The 17,081-nt window shown below is 31.7% G+C and carries 18 protein-coding genes; 14 read left to right on the forward strand and 4 right to left on the reverse strand.

Going from position 1 to position 17,081, the window contains the following annotated elements:
* Positions 1-76 precede the first annotated feature (76 nt).
* The 4 genes from WBF61_RS01830 to WBF61_RS01845 all read left to right on the forward strand — a co-directional run bounded on the left by WBF61_RS01830 (position 77) and on the right by WBF61_RS01845 (position 5,628).
* Positions 77-421 carry a YlbF family regulator gene (locus tag WBF61_RS01830; RefSeq protein ID WP_424253427.1) on the forward strand — a complete coding sequence of 115 codons (345 nt, stop codon included), beginning with the start codon at positions 77-79 and terminating at the stop codon, positions 419-421.
* Positions 422-540: 119 nt separating this feature from the next.
* Positions 541-1,782, forward strand: coding sequence for a metallophosphoesterase family protein (locus WBF61_RS01835; RefSeq protein WP_424253395.1), 1,242 nt, complete (start codon positions 541-543; stop codon positions 1,780-1,782).
* On the forward strand, positions 1,766-4,624 hold the full coding sequence (locus tag WBF61_RS01840; protein ID WP_424253397.1) for an AAA family ATPase: 2,859 nt from the start codon (positions 1,766-1,768) through the stop codon (positions 4,622-4,624). The genes WBF61_RS01835 and WBF61_RS01840 overlap by 17 nt, the downstream gene beginning before the upstream one ends.
* A gap of 32 nt (positions 4,625-4,656) precedes the next feature.
* Positions 4,657-5,628, forward strand: coding sequence for a 3'-5' exoribonuclease YhaM family protein (locus WBF61_RS01845; protein ID WP_424253399.1), 972 nt, complete (start codon positions 4,657-4,659; stop codon positions 5,626-5,628).
* 99 nt (positions 5,629-5,727) lie between these two features.
* Here the strand turns inward: WBF61_RS01845 and WBF61_RS01850 are convergent, their stop codons facing one another.
* The 3 genes from WBF61_RS01850 to WBF61_RS01860 form a co-directional block, all read right to left on the reverse strand.
* A complete protein-coding gene (locus WBF61_RS01850; protein ID WP_424253401.1) occupies positions 5,728-6,651 on the reverse strand; it encodes a peptidylprolyl isomerase in 924 nt (307 codons plus the stop codon).
* A 231-nt stretch (positions 6,652-6,882) separates the two neighbouring features.
* Complete coding sequence (locus tag WBF61_RS01855) at positions 6,883-7,236, reverse strand: YtxH domain-containing protein (RefSeq protein ID WP_424253402.1); 354 nt, start codon at positions 7,234-7,236, stop codon at positions 6,883-6,885.
* A gap of 2 nt (positions 7,237-7,238) precedes the next feature.
* Complete coding sequence (locus tag WBF61_RS01860; protein WP_424253404.1) at positions 7,239-7,667, reverse strand: HIT family protein; 429 nt, start codon at positions 7,665-7,667, stop codon at positions 7,239-7,241.
* A 186-nt stretch (positions 7,668-7,853) separates the two neighbouring features.
* On the opposite strand from WBF61_RS01860, the gene WBF61_RS01865 reads away from it, so the two are divergent.
* The 5 genes from WBF61_RS01865 (at position 7,854) to trmB (ending at position 12,614) form a co-directional block, all read left to right on the forward strand.
* Positions 7,854-8,588 carry an ABC transporter ATP-binding protein gene (locus tag WBF61_RS01865; protein ID WP_424253406.1) on the forward strand — a complete coding sequence of 245 codons (735 nt, stop codon included), beginning with the start codon at positions 7,854-7,856 and terminating at the stop codon, positions 8,586-8,588.
* Between the two features lie 5 nt (positions 8,589-8,593).
* Positions 8,594-9,820, forward strand: coding sequence for an ABC transporter permease (locus WBF61_RS01870; RefSeq protein ID WP_424253407.1), 1,227 nt, complete (start codon positions 8,594-8,596; stop codon positions 9,818-9,820).
* Between the two features lie 110 nt (positions 9,821-9,930).
* Complete coding sequence (dat, locus tag WBF61_RS01875) at positions 9,931-10,791, forward strand: D-amino-acid transaminase (RefSeq protein ID WP_424253409.1); 861 nt, start codon at positions 9,931-9,933, stop codon at positions 10,789-10,791.
* 298 nt (positions 10,792-11,089) lie between these two features.
* A complete protein-coding gene (locus WBF61_RS01880; protein WP_424253411.1) occupies positions 11,090-11,887 on the forward strand; it encodes a phosphotransferase family protein in 798 nt (265 codons plus the stop codon).
* 79 nt (positions 11,888-11,966) lie between these two features.
* A complete protein-coding gene (gene trmB / locus WBF61_RS01885; RefSeq protein ID WP_424253412.1) occupies positions 11,967-12,614 on the forward strand; it encodes a tRNA (guanosine(46)-N7)-methyltransferase TrmB in 648 nt (215 codons plus the stop codon).
* A gap of 51 nt (positions 12,615-12,665) precedes the next feature.
* On the opposite strand, the gene WBF61_RS01890 is transcribed toward trmB, so the two are convergent.
* Positions 12,666-13,004, reverse strand: a complete 339-nt coding sequence (locus tag WBF61_RS01890; protein WP_424253414.1) for a PepSY domain-containing protein — start codon at positions 13,002-13,004, stop codon at positions 12,666-12,668.
* Between the two features lie 175 nt (positions 13,005-13,179).
* Between WBF61_RS01890 and pepA the strand changes: the two genes are divergently transcribed.
* The 5 genes from pepA to WBF61_RS01915 all read left to right on the forward strand — a co-directional run.
* On the forward strand, positions 13,180-14,259 hold the full coding sequence (gene pepA / locus WBF61_RS01895; RefSeq protein ID WP_424253416.1) for a glutamyl aminopeptidase: 1,080 nt from the start codon (positions 13,180-13,182) through the stop codon (positions 14,257-14,259).
* 27 nt (positions 14,260-14,286) lie between these two features.
* The gene (locus WBF61_RS01900) at positions 14,287-14,598 is read left to right on the forward strand and encodes a thioredoxin family protein (RefSeq protein ID WP_424253418.1); all 312 of its coding nucleotides are present in this window, start codon (positions 14,287-14,289) and stop codon (positions 14,596-14,598) included.
* Positions 14,599-14,639: 41 nt separating this feature from the next.
* Positions 14,640-15,116 (forward strand): universal stress protein, encoded by a 477-nt coding sequence (locus WBF61_RS01905; protein WP_424253420.1) that lies wholly within the window; start codon positions 14,640-14,642, stop codon positions 15,114-15,116.
* Positions 15,116-15,724 carry a YtpR family tRNA-binding protein gene (ytpR, locus tag WBF61_RS01910; protein ID WP_424253428.1) on the forward strand — a complete coding sequence of 203 codons (609 nt, stop codon included), beginning with the start codon at positions 15,116-15,118 and terminating at the stop codon, positions 15,722-15,724. Before WBF61_RS01905 ends, ytpR begins: the two co-directional genes overlap by 1 nt.
* A 163-nt stretch (positions 15,725-15,887) precedes the next feature.
* Positions 15,888-17,081: hypothetical protein (locus tag WBF61_RS01915; RefSeq protein ID WP_424253421.1), on the forward strand; the 1,194-nt coding region annotated here is incomplete at its 3' end.

The following is a 17,081-nucleotide window of genomic DNA, read 5'->3' on the forward strand; positions in this document are numbered from 1 at the left end:
TGAGAATGTTGGAAAAAGAAACTGAGTAATGGTATAGTATAACGGTCAAGAAAAAAACATCAGGAGAGTGATTTGGATTATGAACAACATTTATGATACAGCAAACAAACTTGAACAAGAATTAAGAGAAACAGAAGTCTATTTAGATTTGAAATCTGCTTTTTCAAATGTAAAAGAAGACTCTGAAGCAAATGAAGTTTTTCAAAAATTTCAAGAAATACAAATGAAATTACAACAAAAACAAATGTCCGGTGAAGAAATTGCAGAAGAAGAAATTCAAGAAGCTCAAGAAATGGCTTTAAAATCGGGCGAGAATAACTTGATTAAGGAATTAATGGAAGCTGAACAAAAACTAAGTACATTAATTGATGATTTAAATCGTATTATTATGAAACCTGTACAAGATATTTATCAGGGTTAATGGTATAAAAAAGAGTTCACTAAGTTAGTTAAGAGTGGTGAACTCTTTTTTTGTTCAACAATCGGAACATACGTGCCCGTTTCGAGTTTTTATTTTACCCAAAGGAAGGATGACTAGTGATGGTTCAATTTATTCATAGTGCTGACTTACATTTAGATAGTCCATTTATTGGATTAAAGTCAATGCCAGAGTTTATTTGGCAAGCAATTTACCGTTCTACATTTGATGCACTATCAAAATTAGTAGATATAGCAATTGAAAAAGAAGTTGATTTTGTGTGCTTAGTCGGGGACATCTATGATAGTGATGACCGTAGTGTGAAGGCACAAGCATTTTTTAGAAATGAAATGGAAAGATTAAAGAATAAAAATATACCAGTTTACTTAACTCATGGTAACCATGATTACATAGGAAACCAAGGACTACATCTAGATATGCCAGAAAATGTTATTATTTTTGGGGAAAACCCAGAAACATATTGGTTAACCACAAAACAAGATGAAAAAATTGCGTTAACGGGATTTAGTTATACGAAACGTTGGATAACAGAAAGAAAAATTAGTGATTTTCCAAAAAAATTAAGACAAGCTGATTACCATATAGGGTTGCTACACGGTTTTTCAGAGGGTTTAGAATCTGAGCACGGAAAGTATGCACCATTTACCTTAATGGAATTGAAAAGCAAACAATACAATTACTGGGCCTTAGGCCATATCCATAAGCGACAACATCTAAATATGCATCCACCGATTGTCTATCCAGGTAATACTCAAGGGAGAAATAGTAAAGAAACAGGTCCAAAAGGATGCGAGCTTGTAACAATTACAGATACAAAAGAGCAAATTGACTTTCACTCGACTGCAGCTATTCGGTGGGAAAAAATTAATTTATCTATTAAAGGAGTAGTGAACCTTGATACAATCTATACAACTATCCAGGAACAAATTCTAAGTAAAAAAAACACAGAATATAGTCTATTTATTTCAGTTACTTTAAAAGACACTGAGATGTTATTGGAAGGTGTTAGGAAAAAAATTATCCAAGGTGAGTTGTTAGAAGCATTGCAACAAGTTGCAAAAGAAGATTATTTTGTATGGGTTTATCAAATTGAGTTTGCAACTGTGAATATAGAAAATGAACAATACTTGCAGCTATTTCCTGAAGAATGGCAAAAAGCACTTGTAGAAGTAGAGGAAGAGATTAACTTTAATGAACTTACAAATTCTTTTTTTGACTATACAGAAATATCCTATCTTCTTAGCTCAAGAGATTCATCTTATAGACAGAAGATAATAGAACGCGCAAAAAACCAAGTTAAATCTTTGTTGACGATTGAAGGAAGTGATGAAATTGAAAATTAAATCAATAGAAGTTTATGGTTTTGGTAAGTGGGTGGATAAAAGAATAGATAATATTGGACAAATGCAACTGTTCTACGGGGACAACGAAGCAGGAAAAACAACTTTAATGGCCTTTATTCATAGTATACTTTTTGGTTTTCCTACAAAACAAAGTTCGGATTTACGCTATGAACCTAAGACTAGCAGTAAATATGGTGGTAAGTTACGAATTGAAGATGATCTTTATGGAGAAGTTAGTATTGAGAGAGTAAAGGGAAAAGCTAACGGAAAAGTGATCGTTACATTATCAAATGGAGAAACAGGATCAGATAAACTTTTAGAAAAAATTGTTTATGGTATTGATAAGACGACTTATCAAGCTTTATTCTCATTCGATCTTTTTGGACTACAAAAAATCCAAAGAATGAATAGAGTTAAATTAAATCGTTATTTTTTAAGTGTAGGTAGTTTAGGAAATGAGCATCTTTTAAAATTAGCTGATAAGTTTCAAATGGAAGCTGGAAAGCTTTATAAGCAAACAGGTCGAGTACCAGAAATAAATCAAAAAATTAGAGAAGTAGAAAATAAAAGACAGCAAGTTCGTATCGCTAAAGGAAAAAATGATGAATACACACAGATTTATACCGAAAAAGAACAATATGAATATGAAATAAAAAAAATTAAATCAAAAAGAACTAAAAACGAAACCAACTTAGAACAATTAAGTCGTCTTGCTGCTAATTGGAACCATTTTTCAGAAATAATAGGTATTCAAGAAGAAATAAAGAAAAAAAATATCAAGGAAATGCCAGAAGATGGACTATTTCAGCTCAATCACCTAAATAACTTAATTGAGCAATTAAGAATCACAATGATACAAGAAAAAGAACGATCTAAACAAGCTATGGAAAAAAGTCATCTCACTAAAGCACAGTTATTATTTATAGAACGGAAAAAGGATATTCAAAGAATTATTTCTTCAATAGATACAACTAAATCAATTCTTCAAGAGAAAGATTTTCTTGAACGAGAAGTAATAAAAGAACAAGAACATGTGGTACGGAATAAACTTCAATTAGGATTATCCATTGAACAACATGTACCAGTACGCCCCACAACTAGTCAAAAAAATGATTATCAAAAATTAAATCAAGCTAGTATAGAAATAGAAGAAAAGCTTAAGGAAGTAGTAGAAAAACAAAGCTTTAACCGCTATCAGAGAGAGTCTATATCTGAACAAATAGATAAAATTGAACCTAATATATGGAAAAATCAACTCTATCAAAAAATGGAGAAAGAATATAAGAATGAAGAAAAATCACAATATTCGAGAAATGAATTTTTATTAAATAAAGAAAAACTATCTAGAGAAAAAAATAAACAGATAAAAATAAGTTTAATTGGAATAACTGGACTATTACTTTCCATTAGTGGCTTTATAAGTAGAGGGCTGCTCGGAAATATACTTGGTTTATTAGGAATAATGGTATTTTTAACAGCTAGTATAATCTTTTTTAAAAGGAAACCAAAAAAACAATTGAATGAGATTAGCGATAAAACAACAATTACCTATGCTGACTATATTAAACAAGTAGAATTGCGGAAGCAATGGCGTATTCAGCTAGCTGAATATGATCAAATAATAATAAAATCAAAAAAACTACAAGAAAATATAGTGGAGTGTACAAATAAAAAAAATACTGTGTTAAACGAATTAAACCAAATTTTAGTAAATAACGGATACCCTGAAAATATGAAGATTGAAGATTTAACAAAACATGAGGATATTTTTGAATCTTTACGCGAAAGAGTACAAGCAGTTGAAGAAAAAGAAGAACTGCTTAAGAAACTATCTAATCAATTACTGCAATGGAGAGAACAGGTACTATTTCTTGAATCCGTAGTCTTAGTTAATTGGGAAGATTTATCCTCAGTAGTGTCAGGTATTGTTAAGTTTTATCAAGAGTCTTTAAGTGAAGAGCAAAATTTTAGAAGTATACAAAAAGAAGAAGAAATACGACAAGAAAAAATGAAAAAAATGGTTCAAGAACAAAGAAAATTTGAAAAGCAAAGAATAATATTATTTGATTCTGTTGAAGTAAAAAGCGAAGAGGAATTCCGCGAAAAATTTATTTTTTTTGATGAGTGGAAACGAAAAAAAGCACGTTTAAAGTTATTAGAGCAACAAGTTTCTGAAGATATTAGTTTGTTAGAAGAATTTCGTGATCAAGAGGATTTGTTGGAACAAATAAAAAATATAAAACTGTCTATGGAACTTCATAAAGTAAATGAAGAAAAACTAATGAATAAAAGAATAAAAAATGAAATGGCGTTAAAAGAACTAGAAAAAGGGGGAGCCTATTCTGTTTTATTACAGGAATACGCTAACTTAAAAAGTGAACTACAAGAATTAGTAGACAGATGGAGTACACACAAAGTTGCAGCTGAATTAATTGAGCGCGCAATGACTCATGCTCGAAAAAATCGATTTCCTGAAACAATTAAAGACACATCTGACTTTTTTAAGCTATTAACTAAAGAAAGATATACACAAGTCTTGATAAAGGAAGAAAAAATAGAGGTTCAAAGAAGTGATGGCTTACTTTTTGAAGCCTCAGAACTTTCACAAGGTACTGCTGAGCAGTTGTACGTTGCATTAAGATTTGCTTTTGTTAAAAATGCTAATGACATTGTAAAGTTACCGATTATGATTGATGATGGTTTTGTAAATTTCGATCAATCACGTAGAATGCAAATGATAGAACTAGTCAAACAGATGAGTGAAACAACTCAAATATTCTATTTCACATTTGATCAACAATCCTTAACTAAATTTCGAAAAGAACAGATAGAAATGTTATAATAAATGTAGTTAAGAAAGAGCGGGGGAGTATAATGGAGAAAAAATTATTTGAATATAGTGTAGATGAAGCTTTTGAACTATACTTATTAATTAAATCCGCAGACGTTCGTGTAGCGAAAAATGGTAAGAAATTTATTGCCTTTACGTTTCAAGATACAAGCGGACAAATGGATGGGAAATTTTGGGACGCTTCAGAGGATGAAATTGCTTCATTAACCGCCGGGAAAGTAGTAAGTATTTCTGGCAAAAGAGAGCTATATCAAGGGAATCCTCAAATAAAAATATTTAAATTAAGAACAACAAAAAATGGAGAACCAGAAAGTCCTGAACTATTTATTGAGCGAGCACCTCTAAAAAAAGAAACGATGATGGAAGAATTAAATGAAATTCTTTTTGAAATTACAAACGCCAACATGAATAGAATTGTTCGCCATTTATTAAATCATTATCAAAAAGATTTCTTTCAATATCCAGCAGCTAAAAGATTTCACCATGCTTTTGTAGGGGGGTTAGCCTACCACACAATATCAATGTTAAGAATAGCTAAAACAGTTGCTGATCAGTATGAAGAAATTAATAAACCATTGTTGTATTCAGGAATCATATTGCATGATTTGGGGAAAGTTATCGAACTTTCCGGACCTATCTCAACAGAATATACATTAGAAGGAAATTTGTTAGGTCATATTGTTATTGTTGACGAACTTATAACTAAAGCGTGTCAATCATTAAAGATAGATGATAAAAATGAGGATGTTTTATTATTAAAACATATGGTTTTATCGCATCATGGAAGATTAGACTATGGCTCACCTGTACAACCTAAATTGAAAGAGTCAGAAATTCTATTTATGATAGATAATCTAGATGCAACAATTACCATGCTAAATAGTAGTTTAAGCAGAACAGAACCTGGAGAGTTTACGGAACGTATATTTGGATTAGATAACCGTATTTTTTATAAGCCTCTAGGTAAGGATAATGAAAAAATAGAAGAAGAGTAAAGAATAAAAAAAAAGACGTTGTTTTTCTAATAAAAGAAAAACAACGTTTTTAATTATTTCATGACAATAGACCTAATAGCTAAAGCATAAAACTGGCTATTATTTAGCACTTTCCGTATCAGCTGCAGAAGATTCCTTTTCTGAACTCTTTTCAGAAGATTCAGGTTGTTTTAAATAGCTATCCATAGCAGTTGATAAATCTTCATCGTTAATAGTTACATTTGCATCTTGTATTATTTTAGAAAGAATAGATTGAACTGCAGCACTGTCTGCTAGTTTGTCTTGTAACAACTGTGCTTCAATTGTTTTAGTTTCTTCTTTTAACGTGCCTTTTTTAGATTTTTTATCCATTCTAATAATGTGGTAACCATATTCAGATTTTACAGGTTCAGTAGTAAGTTCGCCTTCTTTTAACTTACCAGCCGCTTCTTCAAATTCTGGAACCATCTCTCCAGTTGTAAAAGTCAATTCTCCGCCTTTTTCAGCAGTATTTGTATCTGTAGAGTTTTCTTTTGCAAGAGTAGCAAAATCAGCACCATCATTTAGTTCAGTAATTAATTCTTTTGCTTTTGCTTCATCCTCAACGAGAATATGCGAAACAGTCATTGGAGGAGTGTAGGCTTCATAGGCTGTTTTTATTTCTTCATCACTAAATTTAGAATTTTCTTTAACAGCTTCTTCAATCAAAAGATTTAATTGGATAGTATCTTTATAAGAAGCGTCTGTAAAGCCAGAAGAAGAGAGAACATTCTTAAAGACATCCGCTCCACCATAAGATTCTTCCTGTTTTTTATACTCTGCAGTTACTTTTTTATCGGTAACAGTTTCACCATATTTTTCATTTAAAACGTCTTTAATTATTAATTGTTGAAGTGTAGTAGACCCAACATTTGTTTTCATTGCTTCGTAAAGTTCATCTTGAGAAATTTTACCTGCAGTAGAGGATGCAACGGTATTATCTGCACAACCTGCAATAGTTAATCCTGCTAAAATTGTTACGGTAGTTAATATTATTTTTTTCATTTCTAATTGACACATCCATTTCTTTTAATTTAGATCTTTATCGTTCCCAATCACAAGTACTAATATACCACATTCATATAAATAAAAAAAACAAAATCGGATAATACTAAATAAAGTCTATTAAAAATCACAAAAAAATCATATCTTTAAAAGCGATAGAATAATCCTGGAAAAACCACAACTTAATATAGACTGTTGTGGTTTTTAGACTTCATATTTAATTTATAGTTATTATAAAGATAAAGTTTCTTGCCCTAGACTCTCTACATCTTTAGAGAGTTTATCAGCTTGTTCTTGAACTCTTCTCATACGTGGTTCAATTTGATTTGTAAATTCTTCTATTGTAGTAGTTACTTCTTGTGTAAACTCATCTGTTAAAGCTTTACCTTCATTAGATAGAGTTGAGAAAGCAGTCTTCAATTCATTTACACTATTCGTTACATCATCCACTAAAAGAGTTGTATCATCTATATAATTTAGTAAAAGTTCACGATTTTCCTCTCCTGATCTTGGTGTCTTCAATAAAGTATAGATACCACCAGCTAAAGAACCTAAAATAAGACCTTTAAAAAATTCGTTTGCCATAATTATACCTCCATTTTTTCTTTAATTGATGTGACGAGTCTATCTAATTCATCATCAGTATAGCTAGTTGAGTTATCGCTAAATGTTATTTTAAAATCATCATGTTTAGTGTAGCGAGGAATTAAGTGAAAATGACTATGAAATACAGATTGGTAAGCAACTAAACCGTTATTATTTATAATATTCATACCCGTAATAGTCGAATCAGATTGTTTAATTGCTCGTGCAATTTTAGGTATTCTTGAAAAGACTATTTCAGCTAATTTTTTATCATAGTCAAAAATATCAGCTACATGTTTTTTTGGAAGGACTAATGTATGACCAGGGGTAACTTGGGTTATATCAAGAAACGCAATGACTTCATCGTCTTCATAAACTGTTCTGCTTGGAATCTCATTGTTAATAATTTTACAAAAAATACACTCTGACACAGGATAACCCTCTTTCTAATAGTTTAATTTTAAGGATAATGATAGTCTAGATAACTTAATTCTAGATTATTTTTCAATTTAAATGTAGCATAAAATTCAGGTAAAGTGAAACGCTAACTAGAATAAAGCATCTATTGATATCTTATGGTACAATTAAAAAAAATTAAGAAAAGAGTGGAACAAAAAATGAGCCTAAAAGTATCACATGTAACAGGAGGATATACTCAAGTTCCTGTATTAAAAGATGTATCTTTTGAAGTGAATAATGGAGAACTAATTGGACTAATTGGATTAAATGGTGCTGGTAAAAGTACGATAATCAAACACATCATAGGATTGATGGATCCGATAAAAGGGGAAATCGTTCTAGACGGACAAACATTAAAACAAGAAATTACGACTTACCGTAAAAAAATAGGCTATGTCCCTGAGATGCCAGTTTTATACGAAGAACTTACGTTGCGTGAACACATAGAGATTACAGGTATGGCTTTTGATATTTCTTCTGAAATTGTTTTTAAAAGAGCGGAAAAATTACTTAGAACATTTCGACTAGAAAATAAACTTGATTGGTTTCCAGCTCATTTTTCTAAAGGAATGAAGCAAAAAGTAATGATTCTCTGTGCTTTTTTGATTGAGCCTAGTTTATATATTATCGATGAACCTTTTGTTGGATTAGACCCACTAGGAATTAATGCATTATTAGATTTAATGAATGAAATGAAAAAAAATGGCGCTTCTATTCTGATGTCTACTCATATACTAGCTACAGCAGAAAGAGAATGTGATAGATTTGTTTTACTTCACGAAGGAGAAGTACGAGCAGACGGAACTTTAGCAGATTTGAGGAATACATTTGGTATGCCATCTGCAACATTAGACGAAATTTATCTTCAACTGACTAAAGAAGAGGATGAGTAAAGATGATGAATGATATATGGAAACAAAGATCTAAACAACACCAAAAAAAAATGATGCGCTATCTTAAATATGTTCTTAACGACCATTTCGTTATTGTGTGCTTATTTTTATTTGGTGCACTAGGTTATACGTATTCAGAATTACTTAAAACTTTAACAGATGGCTTTATTTATGGACGTGTACTAGCGGTTGTTTTTTTTACAGGATTAATTTTAATAGGAAAGCTAGCTACTTTTTTAAAAGAAGCGGATATTGTTTTCTTATTACCAAAAGAGAAAGAATTGAAAAATTATCTTCACTTAGCTAAAAAGCATAGTTTTATTCTACCAACTAGTGTAATTACTTTGGGAACAAGTATTATTATGCCCTTGCTAGTCGCGACGTCTTCTTTTAAATTTTCTGATATGTTCTTTTTTGTCTTATTTTTAATGATGATGAAAAATATAGAATTAGAGATACAACACATGCTTATGAAACTATCTTTTGCACAAAAAAAACATACAATAAAATTTTTATTTATTTTATCTTCTTTTATTGGCAGCTATCTAATGATTTTCTTATCGCCATTAATTGGTATTTTATATGCCTTATTACTCAATATATTGTGGCTAAAATTTGGTGTGCATTACCGCGATAGACTTCTTTATCAATGGCAAATAATGGTCAAACAAGAGACAACTCGTGTTCAACGTATTTATCAGTTTATTAATTTATTTACCGATGTACCTATTATGAAGAGTACTATAAAAAGGCGTAAGTATTTGGATATCTTCCTGAATAAAAGTAAGAAGGATCACAATAAGACGTACAGTTATCTGTATAAACGAGCTTTTTTAAGAGGAACTGAGTACAGTGGGTTATTCATACGTTTAACATTAATCGCAATGGTGCTTACATTATTTACAAAACCATTTATATTGCATTTGTTACTATCCTTACTTTTTTTATATTTAACTGGTTTTCAGCTCGTTCCATTATACTTTCATTTCGATAATATGGCGATGGCTGTTTTGTATCCAATTAATCCGAAACAAAAATTAAAGGCTATAAAGGAAGTTCTATTGCAAATATTATTAATTGAGAGCTTTGGGATTACCATAGTTTCTTTAATCGTTTTTCCACTAATAGAAACAATAGTTTTAGTAACGGCTTTAACACTATTTAGTTTTTTATTCAGTTATTTATATTTACCATCCAGAGTAAGAAAAATGGAAAAAATTCAATTGCGTTAATAGACTATAAAAAAGTATAATAAAATAATATATTTGGTCTTTTAGCGAAAACTATGTAGAAAAGGCTGGGAAATCAGATGAATTATTATTATCAGAAAGAGGCGAATAGGATGAAAGTTATCTGGAATAGTAAATTAGTTGAACGAGAAGATGTTAAAATTGATATGGAAGATAGAGGTTACCAATTTGCTGATGGACTATATGAAGTTATACGAGTCTATAATGGTATCCTGTTTACTGCAACGCAACATGTTGAACGGTTATTTACGGGAGCAAAAAAAATAGAATTAATTTTACCTTTTACAAAAGAAGAACTAATTCAACTTTTAAAAGAGTTAATTCAAGAAAATCAGATTGAAACAGGTAATATTTATCTTCAAGTTACTCGAGGAGTTTCGAGTCCTAGAAATCATGCTTATCCAGAGGCTGAATTTACAACGCCTATTTTCACTGCTACAACAACAATTGTGCCACGTAATTTAAAAATGATGAAAAATGGGATAAAGGTTATTACATTACCGGATATGAGATGGTTGCATTGTGACATTAAATCAATTAGCTTATTGGGAAATATAATGGCCAAGCATGAAGCACACAAAAAAGGTAAGGATGAAGCCATATTATATCGTGGTAACGATGTTACCGAGTGCTCGGCATCAAATATTTCAATTATAAAAAATAATATTCTTTATACTCATCCTGATGGAAATTTAATTTTACCAGGAATAACAAAAGCAGTTATACTTGAGACCGCTAGAAAAACTGGGATGATTGTTAAGGAAGAAACGTTTTCGTTGAAAGAGCTAAAAGAAGCAGACGAAGTATTTGCTTCAAGTACTACAATGGAAGCAATGCCTGTTGTAGAAATTGATAATGAGCTTGTCGGAGATGGCAAGAGGGGGCCTGTAGTTCAATTATTACAAGAACTTTATGTAGCACAAATAGAATCAGAGTGCGGACTAATTCACTAATTTTTAAGTTGAATACTGTGTTTACAGGAAAGGTCAATTTTTAGAAAGCTGTTTAATAAGAATGAAAGTAAGAGAAACAGTTAGTTAAAATAATTGTTTCTCTTTTTGTATTAAAAAATATAAACCTAGTAGATATAACCAGAACAAAGAATATAAAAAAAGAACGTATATGCGCTTGACGGAATTAGAATTTCTATCTAAAATAGAAAGGAATAGAATGGTAGATGTCTTTCTAGATATCTGTCATTTTTTGTCCACGTAGAAAAGTAGTTTAATACAAAACAGGGAATGATAATGTATGAATTTTGAGATAGATTCTGGATGGAAACTACATCCAGTCGGCGGTGATACAGGTCAAGCATACATGGGAATTAGAGCAGAAGAAAAGCTTTTTTTAAAGCGGAATTCTTCGCCTTTTTTAGCTGCGCTTTCTGTTGAAGGGATTACGCCAAGGCTAGTATGGACAAAGAGAATTGGCAATGGTGATGTGTTGACTGCTCAAGAATGGCTAAATGGACGTACCCTAGAAGGCGATGAAATGTCATCACCTGAAGTTGCTCAGTTATTGAGTCGGATCCATACTTCAGAGCCATTAAGAAGTATGTTGTCGCGAGTTGGTGGGGAAGTAATAACGCCTCAAATTCTATTGGAAAACTATGAAAATGAGTTGCCAAACGATTTAAAAAATCATCCGTTATTGAAGAATATACTTATTAGCTTAAAAAGTGAAGTAGATACTATGAGACTTGTTACGCCTAGAGTTTGCCACGGAGATATTTATCAAAAAAACTGGTTGTTATCTGATCAAAATCGGTTATATCTAGTTGATTGGGACTCGGCAATGTTGGCTGACCCAGCGATGGACTTGAGTATGTTACTTTTTCAATATGTTCAAAGCGATGGTTGGAATGATTGGCTTGAACACTATGGAGTTGTGGCTACAAAAGAGCTAATTAAACGTATATCTTGGTACGCTTCAATGAATTATCTAATACAAACAAAACGGCACCATCAAGAGTCTAGGTTTTACGAAATGAATAAAGATATCTTAAAATTACAAACCATTCATCCAGTAATTCAAGACGAAAGAGATTAGAATCTTCTTCGATATTTCGAGGGAGATTCTAATTTTAATTTACCCTAGAATTTTTAAAAAAAGAAAAAGGAGAATGATCATGCGTTTAAGAAAGAAACCCGGAGCACCTGCTAAAATAGCGGAGTACTCACAATATATAGCTAATACACCTGAAGAGTGGATTGGAAAATGGAACGAGAGATTTAAAAATAGCAATCCTATTCACATTGAAGTTGGAACGGGAAAAGGTCGGTTTATAACTGAAATGGCTAAAAGTCATCCGGAAATTAATTATATCGGGATTGAATTACAAGAGAGTGTAATAGTAGTTGCTCTTGATAAGTTAATTGAAGAAAAACTTCCTAACTTACAGTTGCTTCATGTCAATGGTGGGTCATTGACTCAATACTTTGCTAAGGGAGAAGTCGATCAAGTTTATTTGAACTTTTCTGATCCGTGGCCAAAAAGTAGACATGAAAAAAGACGATTAACATCTGAAAGCTTCCTAAATAACTACGAAGAAGTTCTAGTTTCAAAAGGAGAAATCCATTTCAAGACGGATAATCAAGGTCTTTTTGAGTATTCATTGAGTAGTTTTTCTAAATATGGTATGACAATAGAACGGGTATGGTTAAATTTACATGACAGTGATTTTGAAGGCAACATTATGACTGAATACGAAGAAAAATTTTCAAATCGAGGACAACGTATTTATAGAACTGTCGTTAAATTTCCTGAAAGAAAGTAAAAAATGTGTTCAACTCGTTGAATTGAGTTGAACACATTTTTACTTTTAGAATTAAATACGATAAATATCTAATATTGTTCCAGAATACGCGTCAGCAATAAATTCATATTGAACAAGCTTACCTTCTTCTATTCTTGATATTCCACCATAATAAACATCCGTTTTAAGTGTGAACTTACGTAAAGGTATTTTTTTTAGTTCAATCCACGAACCTTCAATAGGACCTTCAGCCAAAAACTGTTTTTTTACAGACGCTAAAATAGTATCGCCGTGTATAGCGACCTTTTCTTGTAAATAGCGACGTAAGAAATAGCCACATACGATACCTGTTCCAAAGAGAAAACCGGCAGCCAATTTAATTGTTACTGCTTCATTTTGCTTATTTTTCATAAATATCCCAACCTTTCAGCAGTTCATATCTCTAATTAAGTATACTACTTATTGAAAAAAAAGTCTTCTAACTTAAATTTAGTGGATAAGTAAGGTATAATATAAAAGAAGTGCAATTAAAAATAGGAGAGGAGATCATAAAAGTAATATAGGACTTTTATGTATACATAACATCATGGAAGATAAAACATTTGATTTAATTAAAAAAATGACAGAGTTACAAGGGACTAGTGGTTTTGAACATAGGATAAGAGAAGAGATGAGGACTCAGTTAACTCCTTTAGTAGATGAAGTAAAACAAGATGGTCTCGGTGGGATTTTCGGAATTCGTAAAAGTAAGGTTAAGAATGCCCCTAAAATAATGGTAGCTGCTCATATGGATGAAGTTGGGTTTATGCTTGCTCGCATAACCAAGCAAGGGTTATTTAATGTTATTCCTTTGGGTGGTTGGAATCCTTATGTTGTTTCAGCACAACGTTTTACATTGCAAACAGCTAAAGGTGACTATCCATGTGTCTCATCATCGGTACCACCTCATCTTTTAAGAGGGAAGGATGGAAACAATAAAAACCTTGAAATTAGCGATATTCTTTTTGATGCTGGTTTTGATTCTAAAGAAGAAGCAGAATCTTTCGGAGTACGTCCAGGTGATACGATAGTGCCAGATGTCGAAACAGTGAAAATGGCAAATGGTAAGAAAATTATAAGTAAATCTTGGGACAATCGGTATGGTACAACTGTTGTTATTGAAGCTTTAAAAGAATTAGCTAACGAGGATTTACCCAATACACTTATTGCAGGTGCTAATGTTCAGGAAGAGGTCGGACTGCGTGGTACTAAAGGAGCTGTTCACCAGTTTAAACCTGATTTGTTTTTTGCTGTTGATTGTTCTGCCGCAGACGATCTTGCTGGAGATAAGTCTAAATTCGGGCACCTCGGAGATGGATTTTTATTAAGACTTCAAGATCCTGGTATGATTACTCTAAAGGGTATGCGTGAATTTTTATTGGATACTGCTGAAACGAATCATATTCCTTATCAGTATTTTGTTTCTAAGGGTGGTACAGATGCTGGTGCAGCGCAAGTTATGAACAACGGCATACCTAGTGCTGTTATAGGAGTTTGCGCACGTTATATCCATACACATCAAACGGTATTTCATATTGATGATTATGCTGCAGCTAAAGAGATGGTTGTGCAGATAGCGCGCACCCTAGATAGAAGTACATTTGAAACAATCATGAAGAATAACTAATTTATTATTATTGAAAGGAATTAGATTATGCGTAATTTAACATCAATTGAAGAATTTCGTCTATTAAGTAAAACAGAGAAAGTAATCTTCTTTTTTAATGCTGATTGGTGTGGAGATTGCCTTTTTATTAAACCAGAAATGCCTAGAATTACAAAAGCTTATCCCGGAATAACATTCATAAAAGTAGATCGTGATAAGTTTATAGATCTGTGTGATGAACTATCTGTTTTTGGTATACCGAGCTTTATTGCTTATGAAGAAGGTAAAGAAACAGGAAGATTTGTTAGCAAGAATCGTAAAACTAGAGAAGAGATAGAAGGTTTTATCAAAACACTGTAAATTAAAATGATTAACAAGAATAAACTTTAGGAGATGAAGATATGGAGCAGGAGAAACAACAATACGCTCGTATTTTAATAGCTGTTGATGGAAGTGAATCTGCGAAAAAGGCTTTTGAAAAGTCGATTCTTATTGCTAAACGAAATAATTCTGAATTAATCATTGTGCATGTAATTGATTCTAATTCCTATAACATGGGAATTGAAAGTGCGACTTTCAACGCGATAGAAGTTGATGCTACAGAAATGAACGATCTTTTGGAAAGTTATAACAAGAAGGCTAGAGAAGCAGGCATAAAATCAATTAAGACTAAGCTAACTAAGGGTTCACCAAAACAATTATTATCTTTAGAAATACCGAATGAATTCAAGGCGGATCTAATAATTTTAGGCAGCACGGGACTGAATATGGTTGAACGTTGGATGATTGGTAGTGTCAGTGAATATATTATTAGAGAAGCCCGTTGCGACGTTTTAATAGTAAGAAATACACAAAAAGAGGATGAGTTTAAACGATGATAATGAGTAGTTACAATAAAAATGGAATCGGAGACGTACTTTTGGTCATGACTGAGAATAGCGCTTCTAAGGATCAATCATTTGAGACAAAAGGAATGATTACACGTATTTTTGATAGAACAACAAAAAAAACAGTTGGATACAATTTTTTTAATATCTCTAAACATTTAAATTTAAATGAGAGTGGAGCGTTATCACTAACGGATAATCAAATTAGTGTTATCAATCAGCTTCTTTTAAAGGAAGGATTTACTGAACAGTTAGAAAGCGATACATCACCTAAATTTGTAGTAGGATATGTTAAAGAATGTGTTCCACATCCTAATTCTGATCACTTATCTATTACTCAAATTGAAGTAGATAATAAAGAAAGCATTCAGATTGTATGTGGAGCATCTAATATAGCTGCTGGTCAAAAAGTTGTAGTAGCTAGAGTTGGAGCGATGATGCCTGATGGAACAGCTATTTGGGACGGGGAGCTAAGGGGTGAACCAAGTCATGGTATGGTTTGTTCAGCTAAAGAGTTAGGAATAAAAGATGAGCCGCTTAAAAAGGGTATTTTAGTTTTGCCTGAATCTGCAGTGATTGGAACAGAGTTTCAAAAATAATAGTGAGAATTAATAAGAAAAAGAAGTGAGAGATAGTTTAATATACTATTCACACTTTTTTTTTTTGAAGTTCTTCTAAAAGAGCTACCAGATTATTTCTACAACCTCTAGTAGATTTGTGTTAAACTAATACACGAACATCAGAGAGGAAAGGAGCGTCATCATGTCAAAATATGATGGACCAAGTTATAAAAAAAACCAGAAAAGGTTGAAGAAATCTGAGTTTCCTTTCTATAGTGACTCTGCTCATGCAACGAAGAAAGATAATCTTTTTGATAGGTCTAAAACATCAAAATATGATAAACCTATAAAAATAACTCGAGAAATCAATGTTGAACTTACAGAAAAATTATTTTCTGAACAGGTTAATGAAACTAACGATGAACGAATAAAACGATTGCCTAGCAGACAGCATAATAATCATAGTGAAACAGTACAACCACATTCTCACGAGAGAAATGATTTAACTAGAAAAAATCAGGGGAAAATATTAGAGGAAATAGTTAAAAGTGAAGAAGCTACATATCAAGAAAGAAGAAGCTCAACTCCTTTTAAAGTCCAAAAAATCCCTTCACCTTATTATGGATTAAATAAAAAACTAGAACAAGAGATTAAAAAAGTGAATTACAGAAAAATAGCAGTGCATTTGGAAAAAGAAGAAGAAGAGTTTATTTTATTTGATAACTACCTTTGTGATCATATATCTAAACTTTATATTGAAGAAGAAAAGATAATTCATATAGAACAACCTACTATTATTGAACAACCAAAGAAAAAATTAAGCCGTTCTTTAGCAGCAATGATAGAAGAAGAACAGGAGAATCAGATAAATTCTCAAAAACAAAGAACGAACTATTTTAGTGAAAAATCTGAACGTGAAGAATCAACTAGAAATGTTAATTCTGAAACAGATTTTACAACTAAACCAAATGACTTAAACTCAAGTAATGAGTTAGATAAACTTGAAACAACTAAAGAAAAAATTCTAAATAAAAAAATACAGTCTGAAAAGATTTTTGTAAAGAAAAAAGATAAAATGACGGAAGAAGAGATTGGAAATCTAGAAATTAAAGCAGCACTTAGTAGGTTTAACTATATTGAAAAAAATTCAAATAAAGATAAACGAAAAATCGATACTGTAGGAATAGAAAATAAATTAACTAATAAAAAACTAGTAGATAGACAAAAGTATGATGATGATAAGCATTGGGGAAATGAGAAGTTCTTAACAGAAGCGGATTCAGATCTAGAAGTCAATTCAAATCCAGAACTCGATTTAGAGTCAGGAGCGGATTCAGATCTAAAAGTCAATTCAAATCCAGAACTCGATTTAGACTTAGAAGCGGATTCAGAGCCA

Source organism: Carnobacterium sp. (assembly GCF_049673005.1).
Taxonomy (GTDB): domain Bacteria; phylum Bacillota; class Bacilli; order Lactobacillales; family Carnobacteriaceae; genus Carnobacterium_A.

Coding starts and splice junctions, on each gene's coding strand:
- dat (WP_424253409.1), top strand. CDS start 9,931: ATGAAAGTTATCTGGAATAGTAAATTAGTTGAACGAGAAGATGTTAAA.
- WBF61_RS01905 (WP_424253420.1), top strand. CDS start 14,640: ATGGAGCAGGAGAAACAACAATACGCTCGTATTTTAATAGCTGTTGAT.
- WBF61_RS01855 (WP_424253402.1), bottom strand. CDS start 7,236: ATGGCAAACGAATTTTTTAAAGGTCTTATTTTAGGTTCTTTAGCTGGT.
- WBF61_RS01890 (WP_424253414.1), bottom strand. CDS start 13,004: ATGAAAAATAAGCAAAATGAAGCAGTAACAATTAAATTGGCTGCCGGT.
- trmB (WP_424253412.1), top strand. CDS start 11,967: ATGCGTTTAAGAAAGAAACCCGGAGCACCTGCTAAAATAGCGGAGTAC.
- WBF61_RS01870 (WP_424253407.1), top strand. CDS start 8,594: ATGAATGATATATGGAAACAAAGATCTAAACAACACCAAAAAAAAATG.
- WBF61_RS01865 (WP_424253406.1), top strand. CDS start 7,854: ATGAGCCTAAAAGTATCACATGTAACAGGAGGATATACTCAAGTTCCT.
- WBF61_RS01880 (WP_424253411.1), top strand. CDS start 11,090: ATGAATTTTGAGATAGATTCTGGATGGAAACTACATCCAGTCGGCGGT.
- WBF61_RS01850 (WP_424253401.1), bottom strand. CDS start 6,651: ATGAAAAAAATAATATTAACTACCGTAACAATTTTAGCAGGATTAACT.
- WBF61_RS01900 (WP_424253418.1), top strand. CDS start 14,287: ATGCGTAATTTAACATCAATTGAAGAATTTCGTCTATTAAGTAAAACA.
- WBF61_RS01835 (WP_424253395.1), top strand. CDS start 541: ATGGTTCAATTTATTCATAGTGCTGACTTACATTTAGATAGTCCATTT.
- WBF61_RS01840 (WP_424253397.1), top strand. CDS start 1,766: ATGAAATTGAAAATTAAATCAATAGAAGTTTATGGTTTTGGTAAGTGG.
- pepA (WP_424253416.1), top strand. CDS start 13,180: ATGGAAGATAAAACATTTGATTTAATTAAAAAAATGACAGAGTTACAA.
- WBF61_RS01845 (WP_424253399.1), top strand. CDS start 4,657: ATGGAGAAAAAATTATTTGAATATAGTGTAGATGAAGCTTTTGAACTA.